The organism is Streptomyces sp. NPDC054813 (assembly GCF_053611365.1).
On record NZ_JBSHAF010000002.1, the window covers coordinates 468,995 to 488,833 of the forward strand.

Here is a 19,839-nt window from a genome sequence, read left to right on the forward strand (position 1 = left end):
GGCGCGCCCGCCGCCGGGGCGGGGGGGGGGGGGTGGGGGGGGGGGGGGGGCCCCCGCCCGCGGCCCCCCCCCCCCCCGGGGGCGGGCCCCCCTCGTCCGTGTCAGGCCCGGGTCGGCCTCGTACCTGTGTCAGCGTGGCGCCGCCGCCAGCTCACCGGCCAGGCCGGCCACGGACGGATGGCGCAGCAGCGTGCGCAGGCGCACCTCCTGGCCGAACTCCGCCTTGATCCGGCCCAGCAGGCGCAGCGCCAGGATCGAGTGGCCGCCCAGACGGAAGAAGTCGTCGTCGACACCGACCCGTTCGAGGCCCAGCACCTCGGCGAACAGCACGCACAGCCGGGCCCGCACGGGATCCTCCGGAGCCGGCGAGGACGAGGAGGCCGAGCCGTACTCCGGGGCGGGCAGTGCCCGGCGGTCCAGCTTGCCGTTGGGCGTCGTGGGGAACCGCTCCAGCGTCACGTACGCCACCGGCCGCAGGTGCCCGGGCAGCGCGGCGGCCGCGTGCGCGCGCAACTCGTCGGGCTCCGGAGGCGTACCGCCGTGCGGCACCACATAGGCGACGAGCCGCTGGTCACCCGGCCCCTCGGTGCGCACCAGCACCCGGGCACCGGAGATCCCCGGGTGCCGGGCCAGCGCCGCCTCCACCTCCGAGGGCTCGATCCGGAAGCCGCGCAGCTTCACCTGGTCGTCGCGCCTGCCCAGGTACTCCACGGCCCCGTCGGCGCGCCATCGGGCCAGGTCCCCCGAGCGGTACATGCGCGAGCCGGGCGGCCCGTAGGGGTCGGCCACGAAGCGCTCGGCCGTCAGCCGGGCGTCGCCCAGGTAGCCGTGCGCCTCGCCCACGCCGCCGAGGTACACCTCGCCCACCATGCCGGGCGGCAGGACCCGCAGATGGTCGTCGAGGACGTAGAAGTGCTTGTTGGCGACCGGTCCGCCGAGGGGGACGGAGCCGTCGACGCAGTCCTCCAGGGTCACCCGCCGGAAGACGGTGACCATCATGCACTCCAGCGGTGAGTAGGCGTTGACCAGGGTCAGCCGGGGCCGGCGGCGCAGCAGGCGCTCCAGGTGCCCGGGGGAGGCGGCCTCGCCGCCGGTCAGGACGAGCCGGACCGTGTCGAACGCCGAAGGGTGGGCGTCCACCAGGAAGTTCAGAAGGCTGGAGGAGAAGTGGGCCACGGTGACGCGGTGTTCGCCCATCAGGCGCACCGCCACCTCGGGCTCGGGCGCCCCGCCCGGCTGCAGGACGCACGCGGCTCCCGCGAACAGTGCGGACAGCAGTTCGAAGGCGAAGGCGTCCCAGGACATCGGCGAGCACTGGAGCACGACGTCCGACGGCGTCACGCGCGCGAATGCCTGCCCCAGCAGACTGCCGACGAGCGCGCGGTGCGGTGCCACCACCCCCTTGGGCCGCCCCTGCGATCCTGACGTGAACAGCACACAGGCGAGATCCTCCCCGTCGACCGGCACCCCCGGATCGGTCCCGGGCGCCCCTTCGAGAGCCGGATCGTCGATCCGTACGAGACGCGGGCCGCCCCGCTCCACCACGGCGTCCGGCAGGGGGCGGTCGCTCACCACGATCCGGCAGCCGGTCGCCCGTACGCACTCGGCGGCACGCGTGTCGGGGAAGTCCGGGTCCAGCAGCACATAGGCGCCACCGGACTTGAGCGCCGCGAGAAGGGCCGTCACCAGGTGGGGGCCGCGCTCCAGGCGCACCCCCACCCAGTCGCCGCGGCCGATCCCGAGGCCGATCAGGTGGTGGGCCAACTGGTTGGCGCGCCCGTTCAGTTCACCGTAGGAGACGCGCTCGCCCTCGAAGACCAGGGCCGTGGCGTCCGGCTCGCGGGCGGCCTGCTCGGCGAACACCGTGTGCACGCACGGGTGCCGGGGGAGCGGGACGCGTACGCCCCTGCCCGCGCCCAGCATCCGCCCGGCCTCCTCCGCGTCGCAGGGCTCCATGTCACCGGGGCGCGCGGAGGGCTCGTCCGTGATGACGCCGAGCACCCGCGTCAGCTGGGTGGCCAGGACGCGCGCGAGAGACGCGGGCACGCGGCCCGCGTCGTGGTGCAGCCGCACCGACAGGCGCTCCCCGGGCGTCACCACGACCGTCACCGGGTAGTGCGCCGTCTCCTCGCAGCCGACATCGCCGACCCGGAGCCCACCGAAGTCCCCTGTCCGTGGCGGCCCTTCGGGTGCCGCCTCCACGGTCACCGTCGTGTCCAGCAGCGGCCCGTCGACGCCGGCGGCCCTGGCCACCTGGCCCAGGCCCATGTGGTCGTGCGGGGCGAGCGCCAGCCGCCGCGCCCGCACGTCGGCGAGCAGGTCGGCCAGGGTCGCCGACGCGCCCGTCGGGACGCGCACGGGCACCGTGTTGACGAGCATGCCCACCATGTCCTCGACGCCGTCCAGTTCGGCCGGGCGTCCGCTGAGGACGGAGCCGAACGTGACGTCGTCCCGGTCGGTGTGGCGCGCGAGCACCAGCGCCCACGCGGCCTGGACGACCGTCGTGAGCGTCACGTTCGAACCCCGCACCCGAGCGAGGAGTTCGGCCGTCCGCGCGGGCGAGAGCTCCTCCACGACCGTCGCCCAGCGTGCGGACGCCCCATCCGACTCGGGTGCGAGCAGCGTCGGCGCCGCGTCCGCCAGCTCCTCCCGCCAGGCCCGCTCGGCGCCCGCCCGGTCGCGCCCCGCGAGCCAGCCGAGGAAGCCGCGGTACGGCACCGGTGGCGCCAGGTCCTCGTCGGCGTACCCGGCGAAGACCTCGCGCAGCAGCACGGAGGCGCTCCAGCCGTCCAGCACGCAGTGGTGCGCGGTGACCGCCAGGCGGTGCCGGTCCGTGCCGTCGCGCACCAGGTCGAAACGGATCAGCGGACCGCCCTCGACGCCGACGCCGCCGGTGCGCGCGGTGCGCAGCACGGCGTCGCCGTCGTCCGGGCCCGCCACCGACCAGTGCGGCTCCACATCACGCGGGACGACCTGCACGGGCTGTCCGTTGGCCCGGTGGTGGATGCGGGCCCGCAGATTGGGATGGCGCACCAGTGTCCGCCGTACCGCGTCGCGCAGTCGTGCCTCGTCCAGCGTGCCCTCCAGCGGGACGGTGTACTGCGCGACGTAGACCCCGCGCGCCCCGCCCTCCGCCAGGGAGTGGAACAGGATGCCCTCCTGAAGAGGGGTGAGGGGGAGTATCTCGTCGATGGCCGGTGCTGACATCTGTCCTCCGCTTCGGGACGGATCGGGTGGCCCGGCCCGGGGCCGCCCGCGCGGGGGACCCGGCCCGGGGGGCGGTCAGCCGCGCGAGAGCTGCGCCGCCAAGGAGGCGTACTCGCCGGGGTCCAGGTCGGGCAGCAGCTCCGGCTCCGCGGCGGTGCCCGCGGCTGGCGCCGACGTGCTCACCGAGGCGGCGAGTTCGGCCAGGGTGGCCGCTCCGACGACATCGGCCACGGTGAGCGCGAGGCCTCGCGCGCGGGCCAGGTTGACCAGGCGCATCGCCGCCATGCTGTCGCCGCCCAGGCCGACGAAGGAGTGCCCCGGCCTCGCGTCGCCCGCCGGGCGGCGCAGGACCTCGTCGGTCGCGCCGCACAGCCAGGCCGTCACCTCGTCGGCGGCCTCCGCGGCGGCGGTGGCGGCCGGCGTGGCGGGTGCCGTGCCGGGGCGCGGCGGCTCGGGCAGCGCCGCCCGGTCGAGCTTGCCGTTGCCGGTCAGCGGCACCCGCTCCAGGACCGCCCAGGCCGTGGGCACCAGTGCGTCCGGGAGCGAGTCCCGCAGGTGCGCGCCCAGGGCCTGCGGCTCGGGTACGGGCACGCCCGGCGCGGGTACGACGAAGCAGGCCAGCCACCGGTCGCCGTCCGGCGGCCCGGCGAGGACGACCGCGGCCTGGGTCACGGCCGGGTGGGCGCACAGCACCACCTCGATCTCGCCGAGCTCGACGCGCCGGCCTCGGAACTTCACCTGGCCGTCGGTCCGGCCGATGAACTCCAGTGCCCCGTCAGCCCGTTGGCGCGCGAGGTCGCCCGTGCGGTAAAGGCGCGAGCCGGGCGGACCCAGCGGATTGGCCACGAAGCGCTCCGCCGTCAGACCCGGACGCGCCAGATACCCCTCGGCGAGCTGCACGCCCGAGAGGTACAGCTCGCCCGTCACCCCGACGGGCACCGGGTCGAGCCGCTCGTCGAGCACGTGCGCACCGGTGTCCGCGACCGGGACGCCGATCGGCACGCTGTCCGGGTCTGCGCCGCGGCGGCAGGGCCACGCGGTGGCCGCCACCGTCACCTCGGTGGGCCCGTACAGGTTGTGCAACTCGGCGTCGAGCAGGGCCAGGCAGCGGTCGCGCAGCGACACGGGCAGCGCCTCGCCGATGCAGATGATCCGCCGCAGCCCCCGGCAGTGGACCGCGACGTCCGCGTCCAGGAACAGGCGCAGCATCGAGGGGACGAACTGCACCGTCGTCACGCCCCGGCGGGCGATGAGCGCGGCGAGGCCGTGCGGCTCGCGCTCCAGCCCGGGTGACGCGACGACCAGGGTGGCGCCGCAGGTAAGCGGCCAGAAGTACTCGTACGTGGACACGTCGAAGCCCACCGGTGTCTTCACCAGCACCCGGTCGTCGGCCGCCAGCGGGACCGTCTCCCGCATCCACCGCAGATGCCGGGCGATCGCCTCCTGGCGCACCACGACGCCCTTGGGACGACCGGTGGAACCGGAGGTGTACATGAGGTAGGCGGGATCCTCCGGGCGCGCGCGCACCACCTCGGCCTCCGGGGCCGCCCCCGCGCGGCGCGGTGCGGGCAGCGCGGTCAGGACCCGGTCCGGCGCCGCCTCCTCCAGGATCAGCGCCGCGCGCTGCGCGGGAGTGTCCTTCTCCAGCGGCAGATACGCCGCGCCGGCCGCCAGCACGCCGAGCAGGGCGACCACCAGGTCGGGGGAGCGGTCCATGCGGACCGCCACCACACTGCCCGGGCCGACGCCCTCCTGACGCAGGACGTCGGCCAGTTCACGGACCCGGCGCCACAGCGTCGCGTAGTCCAGGGTGACCCGGTCCGAGATCACGGCCGTCGCGTACGGGGTGCGCCGCGCCTGCGCGGCGACCAGTGCGGGGACCGTGAGCGTGGTCACCGTGCCCACCCCGGTCCGGCCGGGGCCGGCTCGCCCGGCCGGGGCGCCACCACGGCGAAGTGGCGGTCCACGTACTCCAGGCAGGCCGCCCGGTCCCGCCGCGTGAGCACCACCCGCCAGCCGTCCGGCACCCGGATGCCGGCGGGCCACAGCGAGTGCCGCCCCTGGTCGTTGACGAGCACCAGATAGGGGGCCGAGTCATCCTCGAACGGATTCGCCATGAGGCACCTCTTCCTTCCGTACGGTCGGCAGCGGGCCGACGTCGTCCCTGTTCACCGCGGTCGTGTCGTACTTGCCGAGGGCGCTGATCAGCATGCGCACCTCCAGGTCCAGACAGGCCACCAGCCTCAGCAGCCCCTCGTCGGGGTCCTCGTCGGCGGCGACCAGGGCCGCCCGGCCCAGGCCCACCGCCCGCGCCCCGAGCGCCAGGCACTTCACCGCCCGGGTCCCCTCCCAGATCCGGCCCCCCGCCAGCAGGCACCCCGGGTCGTCCCCGGCGGCCAGCAGGCAGTCGAAGAGCGGCAGACCCACGTGGTCGAGGAATCCGCCGGGCGCCCAGCCCGTGCCCCCCTCGGCGCCGTCCACCGTGACGCTGTCCGCGCCGGCGCCCCAGGCCACCCGGGCGGCCGCGCCGACGTCCCGGCCCGGGTGGAGCTTCACCCACACCCGGGCCCGCGGGTAGTTGTTGCGCATCAGGTTGATCTGCTGGCGCAGGATCTCCTCCGTGTACGTACCGGGGCTGGAGGCCCGCAGCGTCCGGCCGTCACCGGGGATCGGCAGCAGCGCGTACTGCTCCGCCACCGCCGCCGCGGCCTCGCCGTCCATCAGCGTCATCCCGCCCAGGCCCGGCTTCGCGCCCTGACCGGTCTTCAACTCGAAGGCCAGCCGCCCCGCTTCGAGGAACGGCTGGGCCGCCGGGTCGCTGTAGACCAGGTTCCACACCTCCGCGTCGGCGTCCTCGGTGCTCTGCTGCACCACGATCCCGCCGTAGCGGCCGTCGCCCTCCTCTCCGTAGGCCTCGATCCGGGCCAGCAGCGCCTTGGCGGGCTGCGCCCCGAGCCGTCCGTAGCCGATGACCGGCACCACGTTCTCGCCGACGACCAGCGGGATGCCCAACCGGGCCGCCTGCCGCCCGAGCGAGGTGCCCAGGTCGCCGCGGGCCGCGGCGGTCGACCCGAACGCCGAGACGTAGAAGGGGAGCCGGGACGGAAACCCGCCGATCACGGTCTCCAGGGACACGTCCGACGGCATGGGCTCGCGCCCGAGGTCGATCAGCTTCTCCAGGCGCTGCTCCATGAACACCGGTGGGAGCAGCCGCATCCGCTCCAGTGGATCGTCGGGGCCCGGCCCGGACCAGCCGCTGCCGTAGAGCGTCGCGCCATAGCCGTCCAGCGGCGGAAAAGCCGCCTCGATACCCGTGCGCGCGCGATGACGCACGGCGGCCTCCGGAAATCCTGGCGCGCGCAGCATGCCGCTCATGCGGGCCTCCCGTAATGGAATGTGAGATCCCGTCGCAATGGGTGGCCACCAACCTAGCCCGTGGCGCGGAACCGCCCGGAACTTCCGGTCGGAAGTTTCCCTGAAACCGCTCGAACCGGATCCGTGGAGGAGGTCATCTCCGCCCGAGGTGGAGGGAGTTGGGCGTGAGAACGATTGACCGTCTCTCGGCCCCCATGGCTCGATGAGGGTATCTGGAAGGCCGCGAAAGGGGTTACCGATGGAAAAACGTCGAGTTTCCATTTTCGACACCACTCTGCGGGACGGCGAACAGGCGCCGCGCAATTCCATGAAACCGCAGGAAAAACTGGAACTCGCGCTGCGGATCGAGGCACTCGGGGTCGACGTCGTCGAGACCGGCTTCCCCGCCTCCTCACCCGCGGAGACCGAGGCCACCCGGCTGATCTCCCGCCACCTCACCCGCGCCCGGTTCACCACGTTCTGCCGCGCCGTGCGCTCCGACATCGACTGCGCGGTGGCCGCCGGCGGCACCCGCAACCACGAGGTGCAGATCCTCGCCACCTCCAGCGAGCTGCACCTCGACCGCAAGCGCCGCATCTCCCGCAAGGAGTCGATCGACGAGATCGTCGAGTGCGTCACCCACGCCCGCAGGATGGGCGTGCCCTACATCTCGCTCGCCCTCGAGGACGCCTCCCGGGGCTCGGACGAACTGCTGCGCGCCCAGATCGAGGCGGGGGTTGACGCCGGGGCCACCTGCGTCGTGGCGGCCGACACCTCCGGCTGCATGACCCCGGCCGAGTACGGCGAGCTCATGGGCAAGGTCCGTTCCTGGACACCGCGGCCCATCAGCGTGTTCACCCACTGCCACGAGGACTTCGGGCTCTCCACGGCCAACACCCTCGCCGGTCTCCAGGCGGGGGCCGACGGCGTGCAGACCACGGTCGGCGGCATCGGGGAGCGCGCGGGCAACGCCGCGCTGGAGGAGCTCGTCGCGCTCCTGTCGTACAAGAGCGACTCCCTGGGCCTCTACACCGACATCGACACCGTCGCCATGTACGGCGTGTACGACGCGCTGCGCGACATCATCAAGCTGGACCAGCCGCGCAACAAGGCGATCTTCGGGACGTACGCCTTCGGCAGCGCCGCGGGGATCCACCAGGCGGGGATCCTGCGGGACCCCGCCACGTACGAGTTCGTGGAACCCGGCCGCTTCGGCCGCGAGCGCTCCCTGCTCATCGCCCGCCACTCCGGCCGCTCGGTGCTGCGCCACCTGCTGGAGAACATGCGGGTGGACGTCGACGACGACCGGATGGAGGCGCTCTACCGCCGGCACATCACCGACCGCGTCGGCGGCGACTGCGAGGACATCTCCGTCCTGCGGCGCAGGCTCGCCGACGAACTGCTCACCGTCGGGGCGGCGCACTGAGACGGGACGCCGCGCACGAGGGCGGTGGGAGACGGACCTCACGGTCCGGCTCCCACCGCCCTCGTCGTGCTCGGGGGAGGTCTTCGTACGGGGCCGTGCCCGGCTGCCTCTGTCTCGGTGGGCGAGGACGCGCGCGTGGGCGGCTCGTCGGTGGCGACGAGCCGCCCGGTCTCCCGCGGGGCGGGTCGGCGTGTCAGTCGTCGATGAGCCCCGGCACCCCGTCCTTCCAGCGGCCCGCGAACGAGTCGGCCGTGGCCTGGTCGCGGAACGCGTACGTCTTCAGCAGCCAGCGCGTGGCGGCCCGGTCCGCGTCCAGGATCTCGATGCGGTCGCGGCTGTGCAGCCCGTCCTGGTTGGCGAAGAGCAACAGGTCCCCGTCGCGCAGGCGGTGGCGCTGCTTCTCGGCGACGACCAAGGCGTTCTTCATGGCCAGCAGCGCGTCCTTGGCCTCGCCGGGGGCGTCGGACAGCACGGTCGTCGTCGTCTCCAGGTAGCGGATCGAGTGGTCGCCCTCCAGGATCGGGTGCGCGCCCGAGGACCGCTGACTGCTGTTGGTGTCCCGGGAGAAGGCGTCGAACGACGTCGTGAAGTACGGCTGCCGCAGGATCTCCTGGTCCTCGTCCGACAGGTGCCGCAGCAGGGCGCGCCCGCTGACGAACGTGGTGTAGATGACCTCGTCCTGTGGGCAGCGCATGCCCAGCAGGGCGATGTGGTCGGCCCGCGCCCAGTGCGCGGTGCGGTCGTTGTGGAAGGGGAGCTCGCTGTCGCTGAACCCCGTCTGCATGCCGCTGTACCTGTTGATCGCGATGACGTCGGTGAAGAAGTCCCCGTTGTTCCGGCTGCCGTACGCCATGAGCGGCGTCCTGGTGAGCCGGGCGACCAGGGCGAGGAACGCCTCGCCGACGAAGGTGGTCTTCTTCCGGTACTTGTCGGTGACCGGGTCGTCGAGGTCGAGGTCCGGGATGTGCGGGTCGACGGGGCAGTTGCGCAGCACGTGGGCTTCGCTCCGGCCGTTCAGCCGGTCCTGCCGGACGCGCTCGCAGACTTCCACGAGGAACCGCGGGGCGTCGATCTCCGCCACGCCCGCGACGAATTCCCGGTGGTCCCGGTACGGATTGCCTGGCACGGCGCCGAGCACGGCGGTCACTTCGTCGCGCTGGTCCGGGGTGAGTACGTGAATCGGTTCCATTCCGCCATGCTCCGCCCGCGACCCGCGCGAATCATCGGTCGAGCGGCCGAGCGGACTCCACCTGAGGGCGAGTGAGTTCATCACGGCTGTCGATTCCCGGGCCTCGACCCGGGTGTTTCGATGAACCGGAACGCCGGAGAACCGGACGAGCGGACCGGCACCGGCCGAGGGGACATCCGGAGAGCCGGACGACCGGAGCCACCGGCGGAACCGGGCGAGGGGACCACGAGAGCCCCGGCCGAGACGATCACCAGGAATGCGGAGGTGCCCGCCGTGTCACCCCAGACACCGGCCGTATACGTGTCACCCGAGACACCGGCCGCGGACGTGTCCCCCCGGACACTCGCGGCGAAGGTGTGGCGCCGCCACGTCGTGCGCCGGACCAAGGCCGGCAACGATCTGCTCTACATCGACCTCCACCTGTTGCACGAGGTGAACACCCCCCAGGCCTTCGCCGGGTTGCGGGACGCCGGCCGCACCGTGCGCCGTCCGGACCTCACCCTGGGGACCGAGGACCACAGCACCCCCACGCGCGCCGTCGACCACGTCGACCCGGACGCGGCACGGCGGCTCCAGCGGCGGACCATGGCCCGCAACTGCGCCGAGTTCCGCATCCCGATGCACCGGCTCGGCAGTGCCTCGCAGGGCATCGTGCACGTCATCGGTCCCGAACTCGGCCTGGTCAGGCCAGGGATGACGGTCGTCTGCTGCGACTCGCACACCACGACCCTGGGCGCGTTCGGCGCGCTGGCTCTCGGCATCGGCACCAGCCAGGTCGAACACGTCCTGGCCACCCAGACCCTCGCGCTGGCCCGCCCGAAGGACATGGCCGTCACGGTGACCGGCACCCTGCCGACGGGCAGCACGGCGAAGGACCTGGCCCTCGCGGTGATCCACCGGGTCGGCTCGGCCGGGGCACAGGGCCACGTGGTGGAGTTCCGCGGCGAGGCCGTGCGGGCGCTGTCCATGGAAGGCCGGATGACGCTGTGCAACATGGCCGTCGAGATGGGCGCACGGGTCGGGATCGTGGCACCCGACGAGATCACCCGGGACTATCTGCGCCGGGCCGCCCCCCGGGACGCCGGGCGCTTCGACGGCCTCGCGCCGGCCGGGGACGACGACGCGGTCTTCGACCGTGAGGTCACCCTGGACGGCGCCGGCGTGCTGCCCCGCGTCTCGTGGGGCACCAACCCGGCCCAGAGCGTGCCGCTGGACGGCCGGGTGCCCGACCCCGGCGAGCTGGGCGACGCGGCCGAGGCGTCCGCCGCCCGTCGCGCCCTGGACTACATGGGCCTGGCCCCCGGCACCGCCGTACGGGACATCGCGGTCGACACCGTCTTCATCGGCTCCTGCACCAACAGCCGCATCGAGGACCTGCGGGCCGCCGCCTCCGTGCTGCGGGGCCGCCGGGTCCGGGTGGACACCGTGGTGGTGCCCGGCTCGGCCCGGGTGCGCAGGGAGGCGGTCGCGGAGGGCCTGGACGAGGTCTTCGCCCGGGCCGGGGCCGACTTCCGGGCGGCGCCCGGCTGTTCCATGTGCGTCGGCCTGGGCGAGGACCGGCTCGCCCCCGGGATCCGCTCCGCCTCCACCACCAACCGCAACTTCGAGGGCCGCCAGGGCACCGGGTCGCGCACCCACCTCGTCTCGCCCGCGGTCGCCGCGGCCACCGCCGTGCGCGGCCGGATCGCGGGTCCCGACGACCTGTGACGGGCGAGCGGCGCGTATCCCGCGCGTGACCCCACGGCGGCTCCGCTCCGCACGCGTCGCTCCGGCCGCCGCACACCCCGGCCACGCACACCCCGGACACGGGCGCCCGCGCCCGCCCCCCTGCGACTCCCCGAGGACCCCACCGACGAGGAGAGGAAACGGCGATGACGCCGACGACTCCGGCCGCGCTCCCGGCCACCGCTCCCACGGCCGGCGTGCCCGCGGCACCCCCGCCCGCCGGCGTGCACGTGGGGACCGCGGTCCCGCTGCGCTTACGCGACGTGGACACCGATCAGATCATCCCGGCACGCTTCTGCACGAACACCGAGCGGACCGGCTTCGCCGACGGCCTGTTCGCCGACCGGCGGGCCGACGACTCCGGCTTCGTCCTCGACGCCCCCCGCCACCGCGGTGCCAGCGTGATCGTCGCCGCCGAGAACTTCGGTACCGGCTCCTCGCGCGAGGCCGCCGTCTGGGCGCTGGCCGAACACGGCATCCGCGCGGTCCTTTCCCCCCGGTTCGGGGACATCTTCCGCGCCAACGCCTGGTTCAACGGGCTGTACGCCGTCACCGTGCCGCAGAGCTTCGTCGACGCCGTCTGGCGGGCCGTCGACGCCGACCCGGCCACCGAGGTCCGCGTGGACCTGGCGGACCTCACCGTCACCGTCGCGGGCCTCGTCCAGCCCTTCGCACTCGACGCCGACACCCAGATCCGGCTGCTGCGCGGCCAGGACGCCATCGGCGCCGCGCTCCACCACGAGGACGACGTGCGTGCGTACGAGACACGCCGGGCCCCCACCCCGACGACCACGGCCCGCTTCCCGACGGCCGGTCCGCGCCGTGCGCGGCGGCCCCACCCCGCCCAGGAGGCGCCCATGTCACCCGAGGACTCCGTCCACGCCCTGTACCGCCGCATCGACGAGGGAGACTTCGCCGGCTTCGCGGCACTCTTCCACGAGGACGCCGTCTACCACCGGCCCGGCAGCCCCGCGCTGGTCGGCCGGGACGCCATCGAGGCGTACTACCGCGACGAGCGCACCGTCGCCGACGGCACGCACACGCTGTCCCGGGTCCTCCTGAGCGACGGCGCGGTCGCGGTCGACGGGGCCTTCAGCGGTCGCCTCACCAACGGCCGGGAACAGGCCCACCGGTTCGCCGAGATCTTCGAGTTCGGCCCCGACGGGCTGGTCACGCGCCGCGACTCCTTCCTGTTCGTCCTCGACTTCTGATCCCCCACCGCTTCTGACGCACCCCGCACCTCGCGTCCCCTGCCCACGCCCCCCACCTGCCCCCAGGACCTCTGCCATCCACCGAGCACGTGAGGATCACCAGATGACCGTCAGCAGTGCCGCACCCGCACCCGCATCCACTCACGCCGGCGCGACCTCGCCGGGCGAGTCGGGCATCGGGAAGGCGGAGATAGGCGACTTCACCCCGCACATGGTGACGCTGCGGTGGACCGAGGACGACGGCTGGACCGTGCCCCGGCTCGGCCCGCACGAGAACCTGTCCGTGTCCCCGGCGACCGCCGCGCTCCACTACGGCCAGTCCGTCATCGAAGGGCTCAAGGCACACCGCCAGCCCGACGGTTCCTTCGCCGTCTTCCGGCCCCGCGACCACGCCCGCCGCTTCCGCGGCTCCGCCCGCCGCCTGTCCATGCCCGAGCTGCCCGAGGACCTCTTCGTCGACGCCCTGGACCGGCTCGTCGAGGCGAACACCGACATCGTCCCGGACCGCCCCGGACACAGCCTGTACCTGCGGCCGTACATGTTCGCCTCCGAGGCCAACGTGGTGCCGCGCCCCGCCCGCGAGTACACCGTCGTCGTCATCTCCTTCCTGATCGGCAGCTACTTCGGCGACGCCCCCGACGGCGTCTCCGCGTGGGTCTGCCGCGACTACGCCCGCGCCTTTCCCGGCGGGACGGGAAGTGCCAAGACTCCCGGGAACTACGCGCCCACCATGCCCGCCCAGCTCGCCGCCGGCCGGGCCGGCTGCCAGCAGGTGGTGTGGCTGGACGCGGTGGAGCGCCGCTGGGTGGAGGAGATGGGCAGCGCGAACCTGTTCTTCGTACGCGGCCGCGGCGACGACCTCACCGTCGTCACCCCGCCGCTGAACGGCAGCTTCCTGCCCGGCATCACCCGCGACTCGGTCATCGCCGTCGCCACCGAACTCGGCTACCGCGTCAGTGAGGAGCCCGTCGCCCTCGACGAGTGGCGCGAGGGGTGCGATGCGGGACTGATCACCGAGACGTTTGGGTGCGGCACGGCCGCCGTCGTCACGGCCGTCGGACGCGTCCGGGACGGCGACCGCGAGTGGACGGTCGGTGACGGCACCACGGGTCCCGTCACCAGCGCCGTCAAGGAACGGCTGCTCGCCCACCACCACGGGCTGATCCCCGACGTCCACGGCTGGCGGCACTCCGCCACGACGGGAGCGCGGCGATGACCACGACCACCACCTCGCTCAGTCCGGCGCGCGTCGACGCGGCACGGCTGCTGGACAACCTGGAGCGGCTGCGCGCCGTCGGGGCGACCCCCGACGGCGGCGTGACGCGCCGCGCCTTCACCCACGAGGACGTCAAAGGACAGGAGTTCGTGGCCGGGCTGATGCGCGAGGCCGGGCTCACGGTCCACGTGGATGCCGCCGCCAACCTCGTCGGCACGCGCCCGGGACGCGACCCGGACGGCCCGTCCCTGGTGCTCGGCTCCCACCTCGACACCGTCCCCGGCGGCGGCGCCTACGACGGGGCGTACGGCGTCCTCGCGGCCGTCGAGGTCGCCCACACGCTGCACGAGCGCGGCACCCCGCTCGACCGGCCGCTGACGGTGATGGCGTTCAGCAACGAGGAGGGCACCACGGGCACCCCCGCCATGTTCGGCTCCCGTGCCGTCGCCGGCTGCCTCACCCCCGGCGAACTGGAGCTACCGGTCGCCGGAGAGGACCGGCCGCTGGCCCAGGTCCTCGACGCCGCCGGAGGGGACAGCCGGCGCGTCGACGACGTCCGACGGACCCCCGGCTCCGTCGCCGCCTACCTCGAACTGCACATAGAACAGGGGCCGGTGCTCATCGGCTCCGGCGTCGAGATCGGCATCGTCGAGGGCATCTCCGGCCGTCTCACCGCCGAGGTCACCGTCCGGGGCCAGGCCAATCACGCGGGCACCACCCCCATGGCCGACCGCCACGACGCGCTGCTCGCCGCGGCCCGGATCACCGTCGGCGTGCCCGGGCTCACCGGCCCCGACGGCGTGGTCAGGGTCGCCACCGTCGGTGACTGCCGGGTCTCGCCCGGCGCGTGGAACGTCGTCCCGGGCGTGGCCACGCTCATCGTCGACCTGCGCGACATGTCCGAGGGCAACCTGGAGGCCGGCCTCGACCGGCTGCGGGCCCTGGGCGAAGAGGCCGCCCGTGCGACCGGCACCTCCGTCGACGTCGCCGAGGTGCAGCGGGTGCGCCCCACCCCCTGCGACGCGGACCGGCGGGCCACCGTGCGACGTGCCACCGACGCCCTCGGCCTGTCCAGCGTCACGCTGCCCAGCGGCGCCGGACACGACGCCCAGTGGATGGCCCGTATCGCCCCCACCGGGATGATCTTCGTGCCCAGCGAGGAGGGCGCGAGCCACGTCCCGTACGAACGCACCGCGCCCGCCGACCTCGTCCGGGGCGCCGACGTCCTGCTCGGCTGCGCCCTCCTGGAGGGAACGACGTCATGACCACCGCGACCCGGCAGCCCGCCCGCCCCCTCCAGCGGGGCATGTGGCTCGCCGCCCAACTCGACCCGATCGGCTCGGAGTTCACCGTCTCCTCCGCAGTACGCCTGACCGGGCCGCTGGACCGGCCCGCACTGCGCGCCGCACTCGGCGACGTGCTCGCCGAACAGCCCCTGCTGCGCTCCCGCTTCGCCCGCTACGGTCACAACGGCCTCTCCCTGGTGGTCGATCCGGACCTCGCCACCCCGCTGGCGGAGACCGACCTCGGCGGCCTGCCCGCGACGGCCGCCGAGGAGACCGCGCGGGACCGCGTCGCCGCCGCCGCGCGGATCCCCTTCGACCTGGAGAACGGCCCCCTGCTGCGCGCCATGCTGGTGCGCCTCGGCCCCGGGGACCACGTCGTCGCGCTGCATCTGCACCACGCCGTCTGCGACGGCGACTCCGTGCAGATCCTGTACGACGCCTGGAGTGACGCCTACACCCGCCGCACCGGCGCCGGGCCGACCGCCCCGCGGACGCACGACGACACCCCCGAGTACTTCCGCCACGCCACTGTCTCCGAGAGCGAACACGCCGAAGGACTCGCCTACTGGAGCCGTCGCCTCGACGGCGCGCAGCCCCTGGCGCTGCCCCTGACCGGCGCCCCCGGGCGCACGGACCGCGACGGGGCTGGACACCGCTTCCCGCTGCCCGCATCCCTGGTCCAGCGGGTCGACGCGTACGCCCGCGAGACGCACACCACACGCTACGCGGTACTGCTGACCGCGTACGCCGCCCTACTCGCGCGGCTGTGCCGCACCGAGGAGGTCACCGTCGGCACGACCGCGTCCACCCGGCTGACCGAGGAAGCGCGCCAGGTCGTCGGCCCCCTCTTCAACACCCTCGCGCTGCGCACCGGCGTCCGCGCGGACCTCACCTTCCGGGACGCCGCCGAGACGGTGACCGACACCGTGCTCGACGCGTTCGAACACGTACGCGTGCCGTTCGAGGACGTCCTCGACACCGTGCGCACCGCCGCCTCGTCCGGGCTGCGCAACCCGCTGTTCAACGTGTTCTTCGAACTCGACCACGACACGGCCCCCGCTCTGCGCCTGCCCGGCTGCGCGACGACCGCGTTCCCCTTCCCCGACCACGCGCCCAAGACCGATCTGATGCTCGTACTGAGGCCCGACGCCGAGGGTCTGACCGGCGAGTTCACCTACCGCACCGCCGTCTGCGACGCCACCGGCGTCCGCGCGCTGGCCGAAGGCTTCACCGCGCTGCTCGACAGCGCGCTCGCGGCGCCCGACACCCCTCTCGCGGGCCTGCCCGTCATGCCGGAGCACCGCCGCGCCGAGGTGCTGGAGCGGTTCGCCGACGGAGGCCGCGCGCCGTTCGAGGACCAGTGCGCGCACCGGCTCTTCGAGGAGCAGGTCCGCCGCACCCCTGAGGCCGTCGCCGTACGCGAACTGGGCGAGGGGAAGCGGACGTTGACGTACGGGGAGCTGAACGGCCGGGCCAACCGGCTGGCCCGTTACCTGGTGGACCAGGGCGTCACCGCGCACGACCGCGTCGCGCTGCTCCTGCGCCGCTCGCCGGACCTCGTCGTCGCCTGCCTCGCCGTGTGGAAGGCGGGCGCCGCGTACGTACCGCTCGACCCGGCCTTCCCCGACCCCCGGCTGGCCTTCGTCGTCGAGGACACCGACGCGCGCCTGGTCGTCACCGAGTCGGCCTTCGCAGGACGGGCCGCGGCCCTCGGCGGCGACGTGGTCGTGCTCGACGAGGCGTGGCCCGCCATCGCCGTCCACGCCGAGAGCGACCTGCCCGGGGGGCCGGATGCCGGCGCCCTCGCGTACGTCATCCACACCTCCGGATCGACCGGCAGGCCCAAGGGCGTGCTCGTGGAGCACCGCGGGCTCGCCAACTTCCTCGCCTGGTGCGTCCGTCGGTACGCGGCCGAGGGCGACGGCGGCGCCCCGCTCTTCTCCTCCATGGCCTTCGACATGGTGGTGCCCGATCTGTACACCCCCCTGCTCACCGGCCAGTCCGTGGCCCTGGCCCCGGACGGCCTTCCGCCGGACCGCCTCGGCGAGGTCCTCGCGGGCGGGGCCCCGTACAGCTTCATCAAGTTGACCCCGGGCCATCTGGAACTGCTCACCGCCCAGCTCACCCCCGCACAGGCCCGCGGCCTGGCCCGGCTGCTGGTCGTCGGCGCCGACGCCTTCCCGCCCGCGGCCCTCGCCGCCTGGCGCGCACTCGCCCCCGACGTGCCGCTGCTCAACGAGTACGGGCCGACCGAGGCGACCGTGGCCAACAGCGCTTACGAGATACCGCCCCCCGCCGCTCCGGGAGCCCGCGAGGCCGACGCACCGGCCACCCTGCCCATCGGACGCCCCATCCCCAACACGACGCTGTACGTCCTGGACGCGGACGGCGCACCCGTGCCGCCGGGCGTCGTCGGCGAGATCCACATCGGTGGGACCTGTGTCGCCCGTGGCTATGCGAACCGGCCCGGCGCCACGGCCGAACGGTTCGTCGACGACCCCTACGGCCCGCCCGGCGCGCGGCTCTACCGCACCGGCGACCTCGGCCGCTGGCTGCCCGACGGGCAGGCGGAGTTCCTCGGCAGGTCCGACCACCAGGTCAAGATCAACGGCTACCGGGTCGAACCCGGCGAGGCCGAGGCCGCCCTCGTCGCGGCCTCCGGCGTCCGCCAGGCCCTCGTGGTCACCGCCCGCACGCCCGGCGGCGCCACCGCGCTGGTCGCGCACGTCGTGCCGGAGCCGGGCAGCGCGTTCGACGCCGCCGCCCTGCGCGCCGAACTCGCCCGCACCCTCCCCGCGCATCTCGTGCCCGCCCGGATCCTGGAACTCGCGCGGATCCCCCTCAACGCCAACGGCAAGGTCGACCGGGCGGCCCTGCCCGAGCCCGAGTGGGGCGGCGGCGCCACCGGCGTGCCCCGAGGCCCGCGCACCCCCGCGGAGGAAGCCGTCACCCGGGCCTGGGCGGAGGTCCTGGGCCTCGCCCCCGACGCGTTCGGCCCGGACGACAACTTCTTCGGCCTCGGCGGCAACTCCCTGCTCGTCCTGACCGTCGTCGCCCGCCTGCGCGGCCTGCTCGGCGCCCAGCTGACCTTCGCCCGCTTCCTCCAGGACCCGACGGTCGCCGGGATCGCCGCCGCGCTCGGCGAGAGCGCCCAGCCGTCCGGCGGCGGTCGCAGCCTGGCGCCGCTCGCCCCGGACGGCGACGGCGTGCCCACGGTGTTCGTCCACCCCCTGGGCGGCACGGTCTTCTGCTACCGCTACCTCGTCGAGATCCTGCACGGCGAGGGTCCGCTGTACGGGCTCACCCTCGGGGCACTGCGCGGCGAGGATCCCGACGGCGACGAGCGCCTGGAGGACACCGCCGCCCGCTACGCCGCGGAGATCCGTGACACCGTGTCCGGCCCGGTCAACGTGGTCGGCTGGTCGGCGGGCGGGGTCACCGCGTTCGAGACCGCCCGGCAGCTCCGCGCGCTCGGCGGGGACGTCGCCCACCTGGTGCTGCTCGACCCCAGCACCCCGCAGGAGAACACCCGCTGGCGCGGCTACGTACGCCAACTGCGACGCATCCGGACCCGGTTGGGATTGGCCGGCGACGAGGAGCGGGAGGAGGAGTTCCAGGCGGTACTGCGCGGCGACCTGTTCCAGGCCATGGGCATCGACCCAGCCACCTGCCGCGACTACTCCCTCTTCCCGCAGGACGTCCTGCTCATCTGGCAGCGCCAGCTGGAAACGCTCGGCGGGTACGAAGTCGGCTTCTACGACGGCCCGATGACCGTCCTGACCTCCCAGGAGAAGGACGGCGACGACCAGATCCTGCTCGTGGCGCAGTGGCAGGAGCACGCCGGGGGACCGGTCAAGCACATCCAGGTGGGCGGCGACCACCTGGGAATGATGCAATTGCCCGCCGCGGCCTCCTCGGCGGCGGCGCTGCGGGAACTGATCGCCCGGGGAGGGAAGGCACGCGATGACCACGCACGCTGACAGGGCCGCCGAGCAGATCATCGGCGAGTTCTACTCCGAGTTCCCCTACCCCTGGCACGCCACCCGCCTCACCGCTCCCGACGACCCGTCCCTCCATCCGGCCCTGCTCGCACAGGAGTTGGGTGACTTCACCCACCGGCGCGTCCCGCGCGCCGCCCGCGTGTGGGTGCCCGGCTGCGGCGTCAACCAGGCGCTGATCGTCGCCCTGCGCTTCCCCGACGCAGAGGTCGTCGGCAGCGACGTCTCCACGGACTCCCTGGAGCTGTGCCGCACCGCACGCGACCAGGTCGGCGCGACCAACCTCACCCTGTGCGAGGAGGGCATCAGCGACGCCCCGTACCGGGAGGAGTTCGACTACGTCGTGTGCACGGGGGTGATTCACCACCACCCCGACCCCGGGATGCTCCTCGCCCGCCTCGCCGCCGCCCTCAAACCGTCCGGTGTCCTGGAACTCATGGTCTACAACGCCTACCACCGGCGCGAGATCACCGCGTTCCAGGAGGCCATGCGGCTGCTCGGACGCGAACAGGACCTCCGGTTCGCCCGTCGGGTCGCCGGCTCCCTCACCCGCGACAGCGAACTCACCCGCCAGCTGCGCGCCGACCTCGGGGAGCCGGAGGAGCAGTTCGCGGACAGCTGGCTCAACCCCTGCGAGCGCAACTTCACCGTCCGTACCCTGCACGACACGGCTCGCACGGCCGGGCTCGTCCTGGAGGCGCCCTGCGCCAGCCCGCTCGCCACCGGCCTCGACCTGTACGACTGGCGGGTGCCCAGCTCCGACGACCAACTGGGGCGCCAGGTCGACAGGTTGGACGATGTGGAGCGCTGGCAGGTCACCCAGGCGCTGAGCGTCGACCGTAGCCCGCTGCTGTGGTTCTACCTGCGCCGCACGGACAACCCGCTGCCCGTCCTGTGCGAGACGGACCGCGACGAGGCGTTCCTGGACACCGCGTTCGTCCCCGTGACCGGGAGCCAGCGGGTGTGGGTCATGGGACGCGCGGGAGGCTACCAGCCGCTGGACGCCCCGCAGCCGCTGGCCGCCGGCTCCGCCTCGGTCATGCCGTGGCTGCCGGACGTGGCGGACGGCGAACGCACGGTGCGTGAGCTGTTCACCGACCGGGGCGGCGTGCCGTCCCGCGACGAGCTGCGTGACGTGCGCATCCGGCTCACCACCCCGTCGTTCCCGCAGCTGCGGGCGGTGCCGGGACCGTAGGGGGCGGCGGGCGGAAGGGAGGGGGGTGGGCC

General features: G+C 74.0%; 12 protein-coding genes. 7 read left to right on the forward strand and 5 right to left on the reverse strand.

Going from position 1 to position 19,839, the window contains the following annotated elements; translation table 11 throughout:
* Window positions 1-129: 129 nt before the first annotated feature.
* From ACWGJB_RS05550 to ACWGJB_RS05565, 4 genes are all read right to left on the reverse strand, one after another.
* Window positions 130-3,207 carry an amino acid adenylation domain-containing protein gene (locus ACWGJB_RS05550; RefSeq protein ID WP_453378940.1) on the reverse strand — a complete coding sequence of 1,026 codons (3,078 nt, stop codon included), beginning with the start codon at window positions 3,205-3,207 and terminating at the stop codon, window positions 130-132.
* Between the two features lie 75 nt (window positions 3,208-3,282).
* A complete protein-coding gene (locus ACWGJB_RS05555; protein WP_453378941.1) occupies window positions 3,283-5,103 on the reverse strand; it encodes a non-ribosomal peptide synthetase in 1,821 nt (606 codons plus the stop codon).
* The gene (locus tag ACWGJB_RS05560; RefSeq protein ID WP_453378942.1) at window positions 5,100-5,324 is read right to left on the reverse strand and encodes an MbtH family protein; all 225 of its coding nucleotides are present in this window, start codon (window positions 5,322-5,324) and stop codon (window positions 5,100-5,102) included. Before ACWGJB_RS05560 ends, ACWGJB_RS05555 begins: the two co-directional genes overlap by 4 nt.
* Window positions 5,302-6,582: a glutamate synthase-related protein gene (locus ACWGJB_RS05565; protein WP_453378943.1), complete on the reverse strand. Its 1,281-nt coding sequence runs from the start codon at window positions 6,580-6,582 to the stop codon at window positions 5,302-5,304. Before ACWGJB_RS05565 ends, ACWGJB_RS05560 begins: the two co-directional genes overlap by 23 nt.
* A gap of 238 nt (window positions 6,583-6,820) precedes the next feature.
* Between ACWGJB_RS05565 and ACWGJB_RS05570 the strand changes: the two genes are divergently transcribed.
* On the forward strand, window positions 6,821-7,987 hold the full coding sequence (locus ACWGJB_RS05570; protein ID WP_453378944.1) for a LeuA family protein: 1,167 nt from the start codon (window positions 6,821-6,823) through the stop codon (window positions 7,985-7,987).
* Between the two features lie 193 nt (window positions 7,988-8,180).
* On the opposite strand, the gene ACWGJB_RS05575 is transcribed toward ACWGJB_RS05570, so the two are convergent.
* Window positions 8,181-9,176, reverse strand: a complete 996-nt coding sequence (locus tag ACWGJB_RS05575; RefSeq protein WP_453378945.1) for a TauD/TfdA family dioxygenase — start codon at window positions 9,174-9,176, stop codon at window positions 8,181-8,183.
* A 327-nt stretch (window positions 9,177-9,503) separates the two neighbouring features.
* Between ACWGJB_RS05575 and leuC the strand changes: the two genes are divergently transcribed.
* The 6 genes from leuC to ACWGJB_RS05605 all read left to right on the forward strand — a co-directional run bounded on the left by leuC (window position 9,504) and on the right by ACWGJB_RS05605 (window position 19,807).
* Window positions 9,504-10,883, forward strand: a complete 1,380-nt coding sequence (gene leuC, locus ACWGJB_RS05580) for a 3-isopropylmalate dehydratase large subunit (RefSeq protein ID WP_453379037.1) — start codon at window positions 9,504-9,506, stop codon at window positions 10,881-10,883.
* Window positions 10,884-11,047: 164 nt separating this feature from the next.
* Window positions 11,048-12,112: a 3-isopropylmalate dehydratase small subunit gene (leuD, locus tag ACWGJB_RS05585; protein ID WP_453378946.1), complete on the forward strand. Its 1,065-nt coding sequence runs from the start codon at window positions 11,048-11,050 to the stop codon at window positions 12,110-12,112.
* Window positions 12,113-12,215: 103 nt separating this feature from the next.
* A complete protein-coding gene (locus ACWGJB_RS05590) occupies window positions 12,216-13,328 on the forward strand; it encodes a branched-chain amino acid aminotransferase (protein WP_453378947.1) in 1,113 nt (370 codons plus the stop codon).
* On the forward strand, window positions 13,325-14,593 hold the full coding sequence (locus tag ACWGJB_RS05595) for a M20 family metallo-hydrolase (protein WP_453378948.1): 1,269 nt from the start codon (window positions 13,325-13,327) through the stop codon (window positions 14,591-14,593). Before ACWGJB_RS05590 ends, ACWGJB_RS05595 begins: the two co-directional genes overlap by 4 nt.
* The gene (locus tag ACWGJB_RS05600) at window positions 14,590-18,594 is read left to right on the forward strand and encodes a non-ribosomal peptide synthetase (protein ID WP_453378949.1); all 4,005 of its coding nucleotides are present in this window, start codon (window positions 14,590-14,592) and stop codon (window positions 18,592-18,594) included. Before ACWGJB_RS05595 ends, ACWGJB_RS05600 begins: the two co-directional genes overlap by 4 nt.
* A complete protein-coding gene (locus tag ACWGJB_RS05605) occupies window positions 18,578-19,807 on the forward strand; it encodes a class I SAM-dependent methyltransferase (RefSeq protein ID WP_453378950.1) in 1,230 nt (409 codons plus the stop codon). Before ACWGJB_RS05600 ends, ACWGJB_RS05605 begins: the two co-directional genes overlap by 17 nt.
* The last annotated feature ends 32 nt before the right edge of the window (window positions 19,808-19,839 follow it).